Source organism: Streptomyces tendae (genome assembly GCF_014650435.1).
In the GTDB taxonomy this organism is placed as follows: Bacteria; Actinomycetota; Actinomycetes; order Streptomycetales; family Streptomycetaceae; genus Streptomyces; species Streptomyces tendae.
Genome location: NZ_BMUY01000012.1, coordinates 140,094 through 155,619, shown reverse-complemented (window position 1 = coordinate 155,619; position 15,526 = coordinate 140,094). Strand labels below are relative to the sequence as shown.

Sequence of the window (15,526 nt, the reverse complement as noted above, 5' to 3'; positions counted from 1 at the left end):
TCCCTCGGCGGAAGGGGTCCCCCGGCGTGGTCACCGTTGCCGTCCTGCTGCTGCCCGCACTGGGTCTGCTGCTGTTCACCATGACGTATCTGGAGGACCGGCTGTTCGGTGATCCGGACCCGCCCCGGCACGCCCGGCGCAGGCATCTGCGTCTCCTCCCGGGCGGGAGCGGCGCGGACCACAGGACCGGCGCGGGCCGGGCCTCCGACCGCGACGCCGCCTGAGGCCGCCCGCCGGCGCACCGGCGCGCCGGCGGGTCGGAGAACCGGCGGTTCGGCGGGCCGCACGCACCCCGCCGAGCGGCCGGACGGCCCGCCGGGTGATGCTGGTGCGCACGGGACACACGTGGCACGGCCGAGGAGAGTGGATGGACGCCGGGGAACAGCACGACGCGGACGACGAGTTCGTCCGGTTCTGGCAGGAGCGCCGGGTGTGCTTCCTGTCGACGCGGCGGGCCGACGGGACGCCCCACCTGGTCCCGGTGGGGGTCACGTACGACCACGCCACCCGCACGGCGCGGGTCATCACCAGCCGGGACACCGCGAAGGCGCGCAACGTGCGGCGGGCCGCCCCGGCGGTCGTCGCCGTGGGCCAGGTCGACGGCAGGCGCTGGTCCACCCTTGAGGGCGTGGCGACCGTTCGGGACGACGCCGGCGCGGTCCGCGACGCGGAGACCCGCTACGCGGCCCGCTACCGGCAGCCCCGGGCCAATCCGGAGCGCGTCGTCATCGCGATCGACGTACGGCGCTTCCTCGGCACGGTGCGCCCCTCGGAGCGGCGTCCGGACGCGTGAGGGCCGGGACGGGGAGGGTCAGTCCCGTCCGGCCCGGTCCCGGTGCCCCAGCCGCCCGGGCCACCAGGCGACGGCGCCGATGTCGCGGGCGAGCGCCGGGACCAGCAGCGAGCGCACCACCAGCGTGTCCAGCAGGACGCCGAAGGCCACGATGAAGGCGATCTGCAGCAGGAAGGCCAGCGGGATCACCCCTAGCGCGGCGAAGGTGGCGGCGAGGACGACGCCGGCCGAGGTGATCACGCCGCCGGTGGCGGTCAGCCCGCGCAGGATGCCCTCGCGCACGCCGTGGCGCAGCGCTTCCTCCCGCACCCGGGACATGAGGAAGATGTTGTAGTCCACTCCCAGGGCCACGAGGAAGACGAAGCCGTACAGCGGGACGGAGGCGTCGGTGCCGCTGAAGCCGAACACATGGGTGAAGACGAGCGCCGAGACGCCCAGGGTGGCCAGGAAGTTCAGCGCCACCGTCGCCACCAGCAGGACGGGCATCAGCAGGGAGCGCAGCAGCAGGACCAGGATGACCAGGATGATGGCGAGGACCACCGGCACGATGAGTGTGCGGTCCTCGCCCGCGGTCTCCTGGGTGTCGTACTGCTGGGCGGTGTAGCCGCCGACCAGGGCGTCCGCCCCGGAGACCTCGTGGACGGCGGCCCGCAGCCGGACCACCGTGCTCTTGGCGGCGTCGCTGTCGGCGGGCGCCTCGAGCGTCGCGTCGATGCGTACGCGTCCGTCGACCACCAGGGGCGTACCGGCGCCGGGGCGGCCGGAGTCGGTCACCGGGGCGGCCGAGGCGACGCCGTCGGTGTCGCGGGCGGCCCGGAGGACCGGGTCGAGGCGGTCGGCCTCGGCGATGACGACGGCGGGGTTGCCGGAACCACCGGGGAAGTGCTCGGCGAGGGTCTGCTGGGCGGCCACCGAGGGCGTGTCGTTCACGAAGATCTCGTCGAGCGGGACGCCCTTGGAGCTGAGGGTCGGTGCGAAGGCGGCGCAGGCGAGCAGCGCGGCCAGTGAGAGGGCCCAGATGCGGCGCGGAGCGCGGTCCACGAGCGCGGCGACACGGTGCCACAGCCGGTGTCCGGCCTCCGGGTCGCCGGTCCGCACCGGCTTGGCCGGCCAGTAGGCGACCCGGCCGAGCAGGACCAGGACGGCGGGCAGGAAGGTGAGCGTGCTCAGCACCGAGCAGACGATGCCGATGGCACCGACGGGCCCGAGCGCGCGGTTGTTGGTCAGGTCGCTGAGCAGCAGCGCCAGCAGGCCGAGCGCGACGGTGGCCGCACTGGCGACGACGGCGCCCCAGGAGTCGCGCAGCGCGGCGCGCACGGCGCCGAAGCGGTCCGGGTGGCGGGCGAGCTCCTCGCGGAAGCGGGCGGTGAGCAGCAGCGCGTAGTCGGTGGCGGCGCCGATGACCAGGATGGAGAGGATGCCCTGGACCTGGCCGTCGACGCGTACGACGTCGCGGTCGGCGAGGGCGTAGACGATGGCGCACGACAGGGCCAGTGCGAAGACCGCGCTCAGGATGATGACCAGGGGCAGCAGGACGCTGCGGTAGACGAGCAGCAGGATCACCAGGACGGTGATGAGCGCGACGGCGAGCAGCAGTCCGTCGATGCCCGCGAAGGCGTCGGAGAGGTCGGCCTGGGAGGCCGCGGGCCCGGCGAGCTGCGCCTGGGTGCCGGGGACCTGCCCGGCGGCGTCGCCGATGTCCGCCAGCACGTCCGGGAGCCGTTCGCCGAGGTCCGGCTCGACCTGGACGACGGCCTGGAGGGCCTCGCCGTCGTCCGAGGGCAGCGCGGGGCTCGCGGATCCGACGATCCCCGGGTCGCCTTCGAGGCCCGCGACCGAGCGGGTGGCGGCCTGCTGGTGCGCGGTGACCGCGGCGTCGCCGTCGCCGTCGGCGGTCCAGACGACGATCACGGGGAGTGTCTCGTCCTGCTGGAAGGCCTTCTGCGCGTCGACGACCCGCGTGGACTCCGCGCTGCGGGGCAGGAAGGACGCCTGGTCGTTGGTGGCGACCTCGCCGAGCTTGCCGGCGTAGGGGCCGAGCGCTCCGCCGACGACGAGCCAGACCAGGAGGAGGAGCACCGGGACGAGCCATCGGGCGCGTCGGGCACTTCGGGGCGGGTGGGAGGGGGTGGACATCGGTGTCGGGTCTCCAAATCTCGGGGGGCGCTGGCACCAAATGCAGCTCGATCATAAACAATCTCAATCATCGAGTTATTTTCGGGTGCCCTCGGAGCACCGGACGTCGCGACACGCCGCTGCCCGGCGGGCCGGCCGGCTCAGCGGTCGTCCGACGCCACGTGGCTCAGCTCCTCGTTCAACGCCGCCAGGAAGCGGGCCACGACGGCCAGTTCGCCGTCGTCGAAGTGCGCGCGGGCGGCGATGGCGGCGTCGGCCAGCGGACGGAAGTACCGTCGGGCCGCCTCACGGGCCTCGGGCACGTAGTGCAGGTGGACGACCCGGCGGTCGGCGCTCTCCCGGACCCGGCGCACGTGTCCGGCGCGCTCCAGCCGGTCCACGCACGCCGTCACCGCGCCCGAGGTCAGCCCGAGGTGCCGGCGCAGCCGTCCCGGCGTCATGGGTTCGGGTGCGTCCAGGATCGCCGCGAGGGCCTGGATGTCGGTGGCGTGCAGCGTGTGGGCACCGGCGAAACCGTGCACGACGCGGTTGATCTCGCCGTTCATCCGCCTCAGCTGGACGGCGAGGACGTGCAGGTCGCTCGTCTCGGGGCCGGGACCGGTCCCCCGCTCGTGCGCGTGCTGTCCGCGCTGATTCGCTGTCGCCACGTGATCAGCGTATAGAAGGGTCGACCTGGGCCGGGACGCGTCAACCCCGTCCCGTCCGGGGGAAGGGGTCACGGTGACGACTGTCCGCGAACGACGGAGCCGCATGAGCCAGGCAGACGAAGGACCCGGGAAGACGAGCGGCGAGGGTGCCGGGGCGGGCCTGCGCTGCCTGGTCACCGGCGCCACGGGATACGTCGGGGGCCGCCTCGTACCGGAACTGCTCGACGCCGGACACCGGGTGCGGTGCCTGGCCCGCTCCCCGCACAAACTCCGCGACCACCCGTGGGCGGGACGGGCCGAGGTGGTGCGGGGCGACGTGACCGACGCCGACTCGGTGGCGCGGGCGATGGAGGGCGTCGACGTCGCCTACTACCTGGTGCACGCGCTCGGCACCGGCGACGACTTCGAGGCCACCGACCGGCGGGCGGCGCGCACCTTCGCCGAGCGGGCCGGGGCGGCGGGCGTGCGGCGCATCGTCTACCTGGGCGGCCTGACCCCGGCCGGGGTGCCGGAGGGCGAACTGTCCCCGCACCTGCGTTCCCGTGCCGAGGTGGGCCGGATCCTGCTGGCCTCCGGCGTGCCCACGACCGTGCTGCGCGCGGCGGTCGTCATCGGTTCCGGGTCGGCCTCCTTCGAGATGCTGCGCTACCTCACCGAGCGGCTGCCGGTGATGGTCACCCCGAGCTGGGTCCACACCCGCATCCAGCCGGTCGCCGTGCGGGACGTGCTGCGCGCCCTGGTGGGCAGCGCGACCATGCCGGACGAGGTGTCCCGGACCTTCGACGTCGGCGGCCCCGACATCCTGACCTACCGGCAGATGATGGAGCGCTACGCCCGGGTGGCCGAGCTGCCCAGGCGACTCATCCTGCCGGTGCCGATGCTGTCCCCCGGGCTGTCCAGTCACTGGGTCGGGCTGGTCACGCCGGTCCCGGCGGCCATCGCCCGCCCGCTCACCGAGTCGCTGCGGCACGAGGTGGTGTGCCGTGAGAACGACATCGTCCGGTACGTACCGCCGCCGCCGGGATACCCCCTCGGCTTCGACGACGCGCTGCGGCTGGCCCTGCAACGGGTGCGGGAGGCCCGGGTCACCACCCGCTGGTCGTCCGCGTCCGTGCCCGGGGCGCCCAGCGACCCGCTGCCCACCGACCCCGACTGGGCCGGCGGCAGCCTCTACACCGACGACCGCGCGCTGAGCGTCGACGCGCCGCCGGACGCGCTGTGGCGGGTCGTCGAGGGCATCGGCGGCGACCACGGCTGGTACTCCTTCCCCCTGGCCTGGGCGGTACGCGGCTGGCTGGACCGGCTGGTCGGCGGGGTGGGCCTGCGCCGGGGGCGCCGGGACGCCGCGCGGCTGCGGGTCGGCGACTCGCTCGACTTCTGGCGGGTGGAGGAGATCGTCCCCGGGCGGCTGCTGCGGCTGCGCGCCGAGATGCGGCTGCCGGGGCTCGCCTGGCTGGAGATGTACGCCGAGACCGACGACGCCGGTCGCACGCGCTACCGCCAGCGGGCGCTGTTCCATCCTCACGGGCTGGCGGGCCATGCCTACTGGTGGAGCGTGTGGCCCTTCCACGCCGTGGTCTTCGGCGGCATGGCCCGCAACATCGCCCGCGCCGCCGCCCTTGCTCCGCGAGCGTCCGGCGGGGTCCACGACACCCCCGCCCCGTGAGACCGGCCTGCCGCGCCCGAGCGCACCGCGCTCCACCGCCGCACCCCGCGCCGCCGTACGAGGGCGATCGTCCAGCGCCCCGGCCCCTTCCGGCGCCGCCCCGCTCCCCGTCCCGCCGGCCGCGTCCACGACGCCCTCGGCCCTGCGCCCCGCACCGCCACCCTGCCGGGGCGGGCGCCGAGGCCGCGGTGCGGTGCGCGCCCGGGAGGACGGCGGTGCTGCGCCGACACCCTCCCGGAACCGACCGTCCAACGCGCCGCACCGGACGCGCGGCGGGCACGGCCTTTCCCGGCCGCGCCACCGGGAGGGCGCTGTCCCTGCCGGGTGACTCCCCGCCGGAGCCGTACGGACCGCCGATCCCCGACCGGAGCCGGGCCGGGCCGGTGACCAGGACACCGCGGTCTCGGCCCCTCGCGTTGCCCGACAGGACGCGAGGTATCGGCCCCCCGCGTCGCCCGACAGGATGCGGCGTGCGGCCGCACCCTCCTTCGTGCCCCGGTGACGGTGCGGCGACGGCTCCGCGCGTCCCCGCGGATGCACGTTGCGGTCCGGTAGCGTCGCGGGAACCCCCTGCGAGGAGCGCCATGGCCACGTCGGTCGTCCTGTTCACCCGCGACCTGCGGCTGCACGACCACCCGCCGCTGCGCGCGGCCCTCGACCGCTCCTCGGCGGTGGTGCCGCTGTTCGTCCGCGACCGGGCCGTGGACGCCGCCGGATTCGCCGCGCCCAACCGGCTCGCGCTCCTCGCCGACTGTCTGCGGGACCTGGACGCCGGGCTGCGGGACCGGGGCGGGCGGCTGGTCGTCCGCTCCGGCGACCTGGTCGGGCAGGTGTGCGCGGTGGCCGGGGAGGCGGAGGCCGACGAGGTGCACCTGGCGGCCGACGTCAGCGCGCACGCGCACCGGCGCGAGGAACTCCTGCGCTCCGCCCTCGCGGCGCGGGGCTGCCGACTGCACGTCCACGACGCCGTGACCACCGTGCTGGCCCCGGGGACCGTCACCCCGGCCGCCTCCGACCACTTCGCGGTCTTCACGCCGTACTTCCGGCGCTGGAGCGAGCGTTCCGTCCGCGAGCCGCTGGCCGCCCCGCGCCGGGTGCGCGTCCCGGACGGCATCGGTTCTGAGCCACTGCCCGCGCGCGGGGACCTGGCGGGGCTGTCCCCGGCGCTGCCGACCGGTGGGGAACGGGCCGCCAGGAAGCGCATGACGGCGTGGCTGCGCGACGGCATCGCCGGCTACGCGGACCAGCACGACGACCTGGCCGGCGACGCCACCTCCCGGCTCTCCCCCGACCTGCACCTCGGCGCCCTCTCCCCCGTCGAGCTGGTCCACCGGGCCCGGCGCGCGGGCGGTCCCGGCGCGGAGGCATTCGTACGCCAGCTGGCCTGGCGGGACTTCCACCACCAGGTGCTGGCCGCCCGCCCGCACACCTCGGCCGCCGACTACCGCACCCGGCACGACCGCTGGCGCACCGGCCCGGCCGCCGAGGCGGACGCCGCAGCGTGGCGGGACGGACGCACGGGCTATCCGGTCGTGGACGCCGCGATGCGCCAGCTGCGGCACGAGGGCTGGATGCACAACCGGGGCCGCCTGCTGGTCGCCAGTTTCCTCACCAAGACGCTGTACGTGGACTGGCGGGTCGGCGCCCGGCACTTCCTGGAGCTGCTCGCGGACGGCGACGTGGCCAACAACCAGTTGAACTGGCAGTGGGCCGCGGGCACCGGCACCGACACCCGGCCGCACCGCGTCCTGAACCCGACCGCGCAGGCACGGCGCTTCGACCCCGACGGGGCGTACGTACGGCGCTGGGTGCCCGAGCTGTCCGGGCCGGCGGGCCGCTCGGTGCACGAGCCCTGGCGGCTGCCGGAGGCGGAGCGTTCCGCGTACTCCGCCTACCCCGACCCGATCGTCGACCTCTCCGAGGGCCTGGACCGCTTCAGGCGGGCCCGCGGGCGCGACTGAGCCCCGGGCCGGGCGGACACGGGCGGCGTCAGGGGTGGGGCCCGTCCGGACGGGACGTGTGGTCCGGGTGGTTGCGGGTCCGGCGGGCCTCCTTCAGCTCCGCCTCGTACAGATGCCGGCGGCCCTCCGCGAGGCGTTCCACCGCCGCCCGCTCCAGGTCCCGGAACGGCTGGTAGTACGTCCGGTCGTAGGCGTCGACGATCTGGAACGTCCAGTGGCCGGGGATGACGTTGCGGCCCAGGATCTCGGCGCGCACGCGCTCCGCCCACTCCGGGTGCCCCGCGACGCGCAGCAGCTCGACCGCGCGGTCGAGTTCGAAGTCCGCCGCACCGGTGTGCTGGTGGAAGGCGAACAGGTGGCCGCGGGCGCACTCGGTCGTCTCCAGGGACTTGGACAGGGACCCGAGGGCCTCGACCGTCGCGTCGCTGACACCCTCGGGGCGCCGTTCGGGGTCGTCGTCAGCCATGGCGTGCCAGGGGGTCGTGGCCCCAGTTCATGAGCGAGTGCCGCCACCGGGTGTCCTCGACGTCGCCCGACGGGCGCTGGGCCAGGTGCCGGCGGACGTAGCCGACGACCTTGCGCATGTGCTCGTAGTCGTCGTCCGAGAGATCGTCCTTGTTCTTGTGCAGGATCTCCACGATCCGGCGGCCGGACGCGTGTCCGACGGACTCGCCGCCGTCCTGGTGGTGCCCGGCGTCCCGCGACTCGTCGGTGTCGAGCCAGCGGTCCAGTTCGGCCGGTGTCATGTTCACCAGCTCGTGGAAGGCGTCCCGGGTCTCGTCCTGTTCGTCGCCGTCCATGGCGCCTCACTTCTTCTTCAGCGCGGACGGCTTGTGCACCGCCGACCTGCCCGACTTGTCGCTGCGGACCTGGTACTGCGGGTCGTCGGAGGAGGCGTCCACGGTGCGGCCGGCCGCCTCGGTGCGCTTGGTGATCTTCTTCTCCACCTCGCCCTCGGTGCGGGAGCCGTGGCTGCTCCAGGTGACCTTGTCGCCCTTCCTCAGGTGCTCGCCGTCGTCGCGTTTCCTGGCCATCGCGGTACTCCTTCGCGTGCGCGCCGCCCTCGGCTTCCTGGACCGTCAGAGTTCCCAGCCGGGGGCGCCCCACTCGGCCGCGGCCCGATTTCACCGCCGAACTATCCTGGTCGCGGCCACGGCGGCGCGGTCGAGCGCCACCGGCCGCCGCCCTCGTACCTGTACGCGTACTCGTACTCGTCACCGCCGTCGTTCCAGGAGCAGCCCGTTGAACACCAGCACAGCGACCCCGGACAGCTACTACGAGCGCATCGACGAGCACCGCTACAAGCCCACCCCGCACGCGGGCGGCGCGTGGAGCTCGGACGAACAGCACTTCAGTCCGCTCGGGGGTCTGATCGTCCACGCCGTCGACCGGCACCTGGCGGGCCGGGCCGGTGCGGCGATGTCGCTGAGCCGGATCGGCTTCGACATCCTGGGCCGCCCGGCACTGGACGAGTGCGAGATACGGGTGGAGACCCTCCGGCCGGGACGCACCATCGAGTTGGTGGAGGCGACCGTGCTGATCGCGGACCGGTCGGTCGCGCGGGCCCGGGCCTGGCTGCTGGCGGACGGGGACACGAGCGCCGTCGCCGGGGGCGGCGCCGACCGGCTCGCCGGGCCGGACACGCTGGCCCGCTGGCCGATGGACACCGAGTGGCCCGGCGGGTACATCGCCTCCCTGGACGTACGCCCGCTGGCCCCGCCCCGGCCGGGTCGCACCACCGCCTGGATCTCGACCGGCCTCGACCTGGTCGCCGGGGAGAGCGCGAGCCCGCTGGCCTCGTACGTCGCGCTGGTCGACACGGCCAACGGCATCGCGGTGCGGCAGTCGCCGCGGGAGTGGATGTTCCCGAACGTGGATCTGACCCTGCATCTGCACCGGGCGCCGCGGGGCCGCTGGACCGGCCTGGACACCACCGTCGTCTTCGGGCCTACCGGTCAGGGCATCACCAGCACCGTGCTGCACGACCTGGACGGCCCCGTCGGCCACGCCCAGCAGTTGCTGACCGTCCGTCCGCAGCCCTGAGCGGTCCTGCCGGACGCGTCGGACGCGTCAGTCCTGTCCCGCGGGCGGATCGGCGAGGATGCCCTCCAGCAGCCCGGTGGCCTGGCCGACCTCGATCAGGTACCCGTCGGGGTCGCGCAGGTAGCACCGCAGCTCGGCCTTCCGGTCGATCGGCTCAGTGAGGAACTCGGCACCGAGCGCGCTCCACTCGCGGTGGCAGCGCTCGATGTCGGCCACCCGGATGTTGAGGAAGCTCGTCGCCGTCCCCGGGTCGTCCGGCGGGCGCAGCGTGACGTCGGGCTTGTCCGGCGTCGGGCCCCCGCCCGGGTTCATGATGAGCCAGCTGTTCGCCAGTTTGACGATGCACGGGTTCTCCGCGAGCACGACCTCGCCGCCGAGCACCTCGGAGTAGAAGGCACGCGAGCGCGGCACGTCGGCCACGGTGAGGAAGTGGGTGAGCAGCAGTCCCGACTCCGGGGCCGGCAGGTCTTCACGGCGCATTCCTGATGCCTCCACGTTCTGGCGACGGTGTCCCGGGTTCCTCCCCCGTGGTCCCGGGTTTCCTCCCTCGTGTCCATGATGGACCGGGTCCGCCGGGCCGCAAAGACGATCAAGAGGGCGTGAGGACCAGCCGTCCCCGCACCTCCCCGGCCTCAAGCCTGCGGTGGGCCTCGGCGGCCTCCGACAGTGGCAGCCGGTCGGCGATGCGCGGCCGCCACGGGGTGTCCGTCAGGACGTCCACCACGCCCCGCGCCGCCTCGGCGAGGTCGGCGGTCGTGGCGTTGCTGATGGCGAAGCCCACGATGCTCGCGTCGTTGGTGTAGAGCGCGCCCACGGACAGCGCGGACGGCCCGGTGCCCAGTCCCACCATCGCGACCAGCCGCCCGCCCCGGGCGAGCGAGTCAACGGCGTCGGCGAGCACCCCGTGACCGGAGGTGTCCAGGTGCACGTCGTAGCCGTCGGGGGCGGCCCGGCGCATGCGCGCGGCGAGGTCGGGCGCGTGGTGGTCGAGGACCTCGGCGGCGCCCAGGCGCCGCACCGCCTCCGCGTCCTGCGCACCCGCCGTGGCGATCACGCGGGCCCCGGCCCGGGAGGCCAGGGCGACGGCGGCGCCGCCCACGTTCCCGGCGCCGCCGCCGACGTAGACGGTCTCCCCCGCCCGCAGCCGCCCGTGCCGGAACAGGGCGAGCCAGGCGGAGGCGGCCGGGTGGGCGGCCGCCACGAGGTGTTCCGCGTCGACGCCGGGCGGCGCCGGGTAGAGGCGTTCGGCGGCGACCGTCGCGTACTGGGCGAAGGAACCCTGCCGGCCCGCGTGGCCGAGGCTGTTGCACCACACCCGCCGCCCGACGGTGAAGCCCGGGGCGCCGGGCCCGGCCAGGGCGACCTCGCCCACCAGGTCGCGGCCGACGACGAAGGGTACGGGCAGCGGGGTCGTGTACGCGCCGGACCGCACGAAGGTGTCCACGGGGTCGGCGGCGACGGCCGTCACCCGCACCAGCACGTCCGTGGGGCCCACGGGCGGCACGGGGAGTTCCCCGTGCCGAATGGCGTCCGCCGGTCCGACCGCGTCGATGTACGCCGCCCGCATCGTGGCGGGGACTGAGCCGTTCATCACCTCATGCTACGAACCGTCCGACGGCGACGCATCGGTGGGCCGCGGGCCGGCCGTCAGCGGTGGCAGACCTCCGGTTCGGCGATCGAGGTGAACGTCTGTGCGCGTCCGCTGCCGCCGAGGAGGCGTTCCGGTGTCCGAGCGGGTGAGCGGCGGACGGACGCCCGCGGGTCGCTCGCGCAGCCGGCGACCGCGCCGGGTGAGTCCCCAGGGCTTGAGAAGCGAGAGCACCGTCATGAAGACATAGGCGGACAGGGAGACCACGGGCCCGAAGAGCACGTCCCCCGCGTCGGGCAGCGGCCCGCCGGCGGCCACTGCCGCCACCGCCGAGTCCACCCCGGGGCGCAGCGCGAAGAACGTGGCGACGGTCGTGCCCAGGGTCAGCCAGAACTTCGTGTACACCCACCGGTGCCGGGCGAGCCCCCACGGCGTGCCCAGCGACAGCAGCAGGCCGCTCGCCAGGGTGAGCAGGGCGAGCGGGAGCAGCAGCCAGTCGGCGAACAGCTTCATGCAGCGGACGGCGGCCTCGACCGCCGCCGGGGAGGCGCTGGTCGCCGCGGTGACGCCGAGTGCCAGCAGACCGACGGTGAGCCCCAGCCAGGCGGCGGAGGCGACGACATGGACGACGAGGGAGGCCCGGCGTGCGGGGCGGCTGAGTTTCACACCGTCCACGCTGCCGGTCGGCGGTCGGCGGGGCGTCCCGCGGCGGGAGTAACCCCCCGTACTGAGCCGGGCGTACGCGAGGGGGCCGCCCGTGACCCGATCGGAGCAGGCCCCGGACGTCCGTGCTGCGCGGGGGACGCGCCCGCCCTAGCCTGAGCGTGTCTACGAGGAAACGCCGCTAGGAGTTCCCATGCGTCTGCCCGTCGAGCTCAGGCATGTCGCCCCGCGACTGGCCACCGGGGCTTTCATTCTCAACTCCGGTCTGGCCAAACGCGGAGCCGACGAGCAGACCGCCGCCATGATGCACGGAATGGCCAAGAACACCTATCCGTTCCTCGGCAAACTGCAGCCCGCGACGTTTGTCCGGCTGCTCTCCGCCGGCGAGATCGCGCTCGGCACGGCACTGCTTCTTCCGGTCGTGCCGACGGCACTCGCCGGGGCCGGCCTGACCGCGTTCTCGGCGGGACTGATGGGCCTTTATCTGCGCACCCCGGGAATGCGCGAGGAAGGCAGCCTGCGCCCGACGCAGGAGGGAACGGCCCTGGCGAAGGACACCTGGATGCTCGGCATCGGGGTCGGATTCGTCGTCGACGCGGCCACGAGCAGGTCGTGTTGACCGCACCCGGCCGACGGAGCGAATGTCCGGGTAACGGCGCGTTGCCGGTGAATTAACGGCGGACCACGGAATCCGTAATGCCGTCCAATTGCGGTCCTGAATCGTCGATTTGAGGGCGGAACAGTACCGGTTCGCGCTTCAACATCACTATGCTGAAAGCGCTTCGCCGAGTAGGCGCAGCGACCGCCGACGCACCCGGGGAGGGGTGCCGACCGCGGCCTTTGGGGGGTGCGGAGAAATTCGGGGGTGACGCCGTCATGTCTCGGTGCCGTTTCCCGCGGGATTTCCGTCCCGCCGCCCCGGTATCCGTGTGACGAAAGCCGAGGAATTCCCGTGAGACGTACGACCTCCGTCCTGCTGTCCCTGAGCGCCCTGCTCGCGGCGTCGGCGCTGACGGTGCCCACCGCCGTCGCCGCCCCGCGCGCCGACGGTCCTGCCGCCGCGCCGGCCGGCTGGGAGGCGGTGGACGCGACCGCCCTGGCGCGGATCACCGGGGACCAGGACGCCCTGCGGGCCCCGCTCGCCGCGGGGAACACCGCCGCCGCGGCCGCGGAGCCCGAGCTGCTGGCCGTACAGTCGGCCCGCAACAGCCGCTTCGTGGCCACCGAGAAGAACTACGCCGAGCCGAACACCGGTCTCCAGCGGGCCCGTTCGACCGAGTTCGGCGGCTCCTGGGAGAGCTACGCCTTCGAGTGGGACGAGGCCACCCAGACCTACGCGCTGCGGTCCCTGGCGAACAACCGCTACGTGGCGGTGGAGAAGAACTACACCGGCAGCGCACAGAACGTACTGCGCGCCCGCTCCACCAGTGTGGGCGGCTGGGAGCGGTTCGTCCTCTACTACAACGAGACCCTGGACCGGTGGGCGCTGCAGTCCACGCTCAACGGGCTCTTCGTCGCCATGGAGAACGGCTACACCGGTTCGCTCCAGTACGCGCTGCGCGCCCGCTCCACCGACGTGACGGGTTCGTGGGAGGAGTTCGTGCTCTACGACATCGGCGCCTGACACCAGTCCTGCTCGGCGAGGGCCAGCATCGCTTCGACGGTGCCCTCGTCGGGCAGAGGTCCGTGGTCCCCGACGACCTTCAGCGCGGAGGCGGCCGTGAGGTGACCCAGCCGCAGGGCCCGGGTGAGGTCCGTGTCCGCGCACAGTCCGGCGAGGAATCCGGCGGCGAAGGCATCGCCCGCGCCGACCGGCTCCACGACCTCGGTCGGCAGCGCGGGCACGGTCCACTCGCCGTGCTCGGTGAACGCGGTGGCACCTCGACCGCCGTCCTTGACGACGAGGACGCGCGGGCGGCTCAGCAGCCGGCGGACGTCCGTGGCGTCGAGGTCGGCGCCCCACAGGTCCTGGGCCTCGTCCAGGCCGACGAAGGCGATGTCGGCGCGGTTTGCCAGCTCGCGCAGTACCGTGGCGGCCGTGTCCGGCGGCCACAGGGCGGGGCGGTGGTTGACGTCGAAGCTGACGGCGTGGGCGCGTCGCTTCGGCGGGGTGTGCAGCGCCCGTTCCACCAGGGCCCGGCAGGACGGGGACAGGGCCGGCGTCACCCCGGTCAGGTGGAGCAGGCCGGCCCCGCCGATCCGCTCGTCGTCCAGGAGGTCGGGGCCGAGGGCCGAGGCCGCCGAGCCCGCGCGGTAGTAGTGCACGCGGGTGCCGCTGGCGCCCGGGTCCTTCAGGAGCAGACCGGTCGGCCGCGCCGGGTCGGTCCGGACGCCCGAGACGTCCACGCCCGCCCGCGCGACGGTCGAGCGCACCCGTCGGCCGAGCGCGTCGTCACCGACCGCCGAGAGCCAGGAGACGGGCAGGCCCAGGTCCGCGAGGTACATGGCCACGTTCGACTCCGCGCCCGCCACCGCGACGCGCAGGGATTCGGCGTCGTCCAGCGAGTGCGCCGGAGCCGGGGCCATGGCCGCCATGGTCTCGCCCAGGCACACCACCGGTCCCCGCGGTGGTCGCCAGGGGCTCGTGGCCGGATCGGCGGCGGTGTGCGCCGGCCGGCCCGCCGAGGCGTCGTCGTCCCGCTCCGGCGCGGGCCGGGCGCCGGTCACGGCCGGGCCTCCCGCACGGCGGCGCGGAAGGCGCGGGCGCGGGTGCGGAGGCCGTCGAGGCTGCCTCCGTCGGCGGCGTCGCCGATCAGCGGGGAACCGACTCCGACGGCGTTGGCCCCGGCCGCCAGATAAGCGCGGGCCGCCGCCTCGTCGACACCGCCGACGGGCACGAGTGCCTCGTCGGGGAAGGGTCCGCGCAGCGCCTTGACGAAGGCCGGTCCGCCCGCCTGGGCCGCCGGGAAGATCTTCAGCGCGGTGGCGCCGAGGGTGCGCGCCGTGATGACGTCGGTGGGCGTCATGACGCCCACCAGGACGGGCATCCCCCGCTCGCGGGCCGCCGTGACGCCCTCCCCCAGTCCCGGGGTGACCGCGAAGTCGGCTCCGGCACGGTGGGCGGCCACGGCGTCGGCGGCGGTGAGCACCGTACCGGCGCCCAGGGGCCGGTCGGGGCCGAGGGCCGCTCTGGCGCGTTCGATGACCAGGAGAGCGTCCGCGCCGGTCAGCGACACCTCGATCAGCTCCACGCCTTCCTCGGCCAGCGTCAGCACGGTGCGCAGCGCGGCGTCGGCGTCGGCGCCGCGCACGATGGCGACGAGGCGGTGGGTGTCCAGGGCGGCTCGCAGATCCACAGGCGGGTCTCCTACTCCGGGGCATCAGGGGTCACAGGTCGGCCCACGGTGCTGGGCAGCGCTGGCCGGCGCACGGCGGCGCTCGTCGGCCAGGGTAGAACGCCGCCGCGCCGCGCCGGAGACCGGGCGGTGCCGGAGGCGGTGGAACGGTCGGCCGTAGCCAAGTTGTGCGTTTTGCCCCATTCGTCATGGTGACCCGGATGGAGGACATCCACGTGCGACGAGGTGAGAGACATGCTGGTGCTGGGCCTCCTGCTCATGGCGGGCGCCGCCGCCTTCGCAGGCCTGCTGATCGCGTACAACCTGTCCGGCGGTCCGGACTACACCGTGACCCTGTTGGGGAGCGAGCCATTCACGATCAGTACGCTCGGGGCGTTTCTCGGCGGCATCGCCCTGACCCTGATCTTCGGCCTGGGCATGTGGATGCTCCTGGCCGGGACGGTAATGGCGCGCCACCGCGGCAAGAAGCGCCGCAGGGAACGGGAGACCGCCCGGCAGGCCACCGCCGAGCGTGACGCGCTGGCCGGCCGCCTGGAGGGCCCGGGCAGCAGCACGGACACCGCCGACGAGACGGCCGGACACCGCCGCCCCGCCGCGCACCGGCCGCAGTGGCTCCGGCCGCACGGCCACCACTGACCGGCGACCATCGAGCGGCCACCGCCTGGCGGCCGCCGATCGCCGACCGCAACACGGCCGACCGGCCCGGCTCACCCCCGGACCGGTCGGCCGTGCT

17 protein-coding genes and 1 pseudogene are annotated in these 15,526 nt (G+C 74.5%); 8 read left to right on the top strand and 10 right to left on the bottom strand.

The genetic code is table 11. The annotated features are described in order from the left end of the window. Window positions 1-26 precede the first annotated feature (26 nt). On the top strand, window positions 27-224 hold the full coding sequence (locus IE258_RS29300) for a hypothetical protein (protein WP_189748405.1): 198 nt from the start codon (window positions 27-29) through the stop codon (window positions 222-224). Window positions 225-367: 143 nt separating this feature from the next. Beyond that, the gene (locus tag IE258_RS29295) at window positions 368-793 is read left to right on the top strand and encodes a PPOX class F420-dependent oxidoreductase (protein WP_189748402.1); all 426 of its coding nucleotides are present in this window, start codon (window positions 368-370) and stop codon (window positions 791-793) included. Window positions 794-811: 18 nt separating this feature from the next. On the opposite strand, the gene IE258_RS29290 is transcribed toward IE258_RS29295, so the two are convergent. Both IE258_RS29290 and IE258_RS29285 read right to left on the bottom strand, forming a co-directional pair. Continuing rightward, window positions 812-2,929, bottom strand: a complete 2,118-nt coding sequence (locus IE258_RS29290) for an MMPL family transporter (RefSeq protein ID WP_189748400.1) — start codon at window positions 2,927-2,929, stop codon at window positions 812-814. Window positions 2,930-3,069: 140 nt separating this feature from the next. Then, window positions 3,070-3,576, bottom strand: a complete 507-nt coding sequence (locus tag IE258_RS29285; RefSeq protein WP_189748397.1) for a MarR family winged helix-turn-helix transcriptional regulator — start codon at window positions 3,574-3,576, stop codon at window positions 3,070-3,072. A gap of 103 nt (window positions 3,577-3,679) precedes the next feature. Between IE258_RS29285 and IE258_RS29280 the strand changes: the two genes are divergently transcribed. Next, window positions 3,680-5,242: an SDR family oxidoreductase gene (locus tag IE258_RS29280; protein ID WP_189748394.1), complete on the top strand. Its 1,563-nt coding sequence runs from the start codon at window positions 3,680-3,682 to the stop codon at window positions 5,240-5,242. A 584-nt stretch (window positions 5,243-5,826) separates the two neighbouring features. Further along, on the top strand, window positions 5,827-7,203 hold the full coding sequence (locus IE258_RS29275; protein WP_189748392.1) for a cryptochrome/photolyase family protein: 1,377 nt from the start codon (window positions 5,827-5,829) through the stop codon (window positions 7,201-7,203). A gap of 28 nt (window positions 7,204-7,231) precedes the next feature. On the opposite strand, the gene IE258_RS29270 is transcribed toward IE258_RS29275, so the two are convergent. The 3 genes from IE258_RS29270 to IE258_RS29260 are packed head-to-tail and all read right to left on the bottom strand — an operon-like array spanning window position 7,232 to window position 8,237. After that, the gene (locus IE258_RS29270; RefSeq protein ID WP_189748390.1) at window positions 7,232-7,669 is read right to left on the bottom strand and encodes a hypothetical protein; all 438 of its coding nucleotides are present in this window, start codon (window positions 7,667-7,669) and stop codon (window positions 7,232-7,234) included. Beyond that, window positions 7,662-8,003: a DUF3140 domain-containing protein gene (locus IE258_RS29265; protein WP_189748388.1), complete on the bottom strand. Its 342-nt coding sequence runs from the start codon at window positions 8,001-8,003 to the stop codon at window positions 7,662-7,664. The genes IE258_RS29270 and IE258_RS29265 overlap by 8 nt, the downstream gene beginning before the upstream one ends. Window positions 8,004-8,009: 6 nt before the next feature. Then, the gene (locus IE258_RS29260; protein WP_087805078.1) at window positions 8,010-8,237 is read right to left on the bottom strand and encodes a hypervirulence associated TUDOR domain-containing protein; all 228 of its coding nucleotides are present in this window, start codon (window positions 8,235-8,237) and stop codon (window positions 8,010-8,012) included. Between the two features lie 208 nt (window positions 8,238-8,445). Between IE258_RS29260 and IE258_RS29255 the strand changes: the two genes are divergently transcribed. After that, window positions 8,446-9,246: a thioesterase family protein gene (locus IE258_RS29255; RefSeq protein ID WP_189748384.1), complete on the top strand. Its 801-nt coding sequence runs from the start codon at window positions 8,446-8,448 to the stop codon at window positions 9,244-9,246. Between the two features lie 27 nt (window positions 9,247-9,273). Here IE258_RS29255 and IE258_RS29250 read toward each other — a convergent pair whose 3' ends face one another. The 3 genes and pseudogenes from IE258_RS29250 to IE258_RS29240 all read right to left on the bottom strand — a co-directional run. Then, complete coding sequence (locus IE258_RS29250) at window positions 9,274-9,726, bottom strand: VOC family protein (RefSeq protein WP_189748380.1); 453 nt, start codon at window positions 9,724-9,726, stop codon at window positions 9,274-9,276. Window positions 9,727-9,835: 109 nt separating this feature from the next. Further along, window positions 9,836-10,837 carry an NADPH:quinone reductase gene (locus IE258_RS29245; protein ID WP_189748377.1) on the bottom strand — a complete coding sequence of 334 codons (1,002 nt, stop codon included), beginning with the start codon at window positions 10,835-10,837 and terminating at the stop codon, window positions 9,836-9,838. A 150-nt stretch (window positions 10,838-10,987) separates the two neighbouring features. Next, window positions 10,988-11,500, bottom strand: a pseudogene (locus IE258_RS29240) (DUF2269 domain-containing protein); the annotation flags it as partial. 190 nt (window positions 11,501-11,690) lie between these two features. Between IE258_RS29240 and IE258_RS29235 the strand changes: the two are divergent. Then, window positions 11,691-12,116, top strand: a complete 426-nt coding sequence (locus tag IE258_RS29235) for a hypothetical protein (protein WP_189748374.1) — start codon at window positions 11,691-11,693, stop codon at window positions 12,114-12,116. A gap of 333 nt (window positions 12,117-12,449) precedes the next feature. After that, window positions 12,450-13,121 carry a fascin domain-containing protein gene (locus IE258_RS29230; protein WP_189748372.1) on the top strand — a complete coding sequence of 224 codons (672 nt, stop codon included), beginning with the start codon at window positions 12,450-12,452 and terminating at the stop codon, window positions 13,119-13,121. Here IE258_RS29230 and IE258_RS29225 read toward each other — a convergent pair. Both IE258_RS29225 and IE258_RS29220 read right to left on the bottom strand, forming a co-directional pair. Further along, window positions 13,103-14,164 carry a sugar kinase gene (locus tag IE258_RS29225; RefSeq protein ID WP_189748369.1) on the bottom strand — a complete coding sequence of 354 codons (1,062 nt, stop codon included), beginning with the start codon at window positions 14,162-14,164 and terminating at the stop codon, window positions 13,103-13,105. The genes IE258_RS29230 and IE258_RS29225 overlap by 19 nt on opposite strands. Beyond that, a complete protein-coding gene (locus IE258_RS29220) occupies window positions 14,161-14,793 on the bottom strand; it encodes a bifunctional 4-hydroxy-2-oxoglutarate aldolase/2-dehydro-3-deoxy-phosphogluconate aldolase (protein WP_189748367.1) in 633 nt (210 codons plus the stop codon). The genes IE258_RS29225 and IE258_RS29220 overlap by 4 nt, the downstream gene beginning before the upstream one ends. 234 nt (window positions 14,794-15,027) lie before the next feature. Between IE258_RS29220 and IE258_RS29215 the strand changes: the two genes are divergently transcribed. Continuing rightward, complete coding sequence (locus IE258_RS29215) at window positions 15,028-15,429, top strand: hypothetical protein (RefSeq protein ID WP_189748365.1); 402 nt, start codon at window positions 15,028-15,030, stop codon at window positions 15,427-15,429. Window positions 15,430-15,526 lie beyond the last annotated feature (97 nt).

Bases quoted from the DNA above. Each gene is read 5' to 3' on its own strand.
- IE258_RS29245 (WP_189748377.1), bottom strand. From the start codon at position 10,837: ATGAACGGCTCAGTCCCCGCCACGATGCGGGCGGCGTACATCGACGCG.
- IE258_RS29290 (WP_189748400.1), bottom strand. From the start codon at position 2,929: ATGTCCACCCCCTCCCACCCGCCCCGAAGTGCCCGACGCGCCCGATGG.
- IE258_RS29215 (WP_189748365.1), top strand. From the start codon at position 15,028: ATGCTGGTGCTGGGCCTCCTGCTCATGGCGGGCGCCGCCGCCTTCGCA.
- IE258_RS29280 (WP_189748394.1), top strand. From the start codon at position 3,680: ATGAGCCAGGCAGACGAAGGACCCGGGAAGACGAGCGGCGAGGGTGCC.
- IE258_RS29265 (WP_189748388.1), bottom strand. From the start codon at position 8,003: ATGGACGGCGACGAACAGGACGAGACCCGGGACGCCTTCCACGAGCTG.
- IE258_RS29275 (WP_189748392.1), top strand. From the start codon at position 5,827: ATGGCCACGTCGGTCGTCCTGTTCACCCGCGACCTGCGGCTGCACGAC.
- IE258_RS29260 (WP_087805078.1), bottom strand. From the start codon at position 8,237: ATGGCCAGGAAACGCGACGACGGCGAGCACCTGAGGAAGGGCGACAAG.
- IE258_RS29295 (WP_189748402.1), top strand. From the start codon at position 368: ATGGACGCCGGGGAACAGCACGACGCGGACGACGAGTTCGTCCGGTTC.
- IE258_RS29270 (WP_189748390.1), bottom strand. From the start codon at position 7,669: ATGGCTGACGACGACCCCGAACGGCGCCCCGAGGGTGTCAGCGACGCG.
- IE258_RS29250 (WP_189748380.1), bottom strand. From the start codon at position 9,726: ATGCGCCGTGAAGACCTGCCGGCCCCGGAGTCGGGACTGCTGCTCACC.
- IE258_RS29235 (WP_189748374.1), top strand. From the start codon at position 11,691: ATGCGTCTGCCCGTCGAGCTCAGGCATGTCGCCCCGCGACTGGCCACC.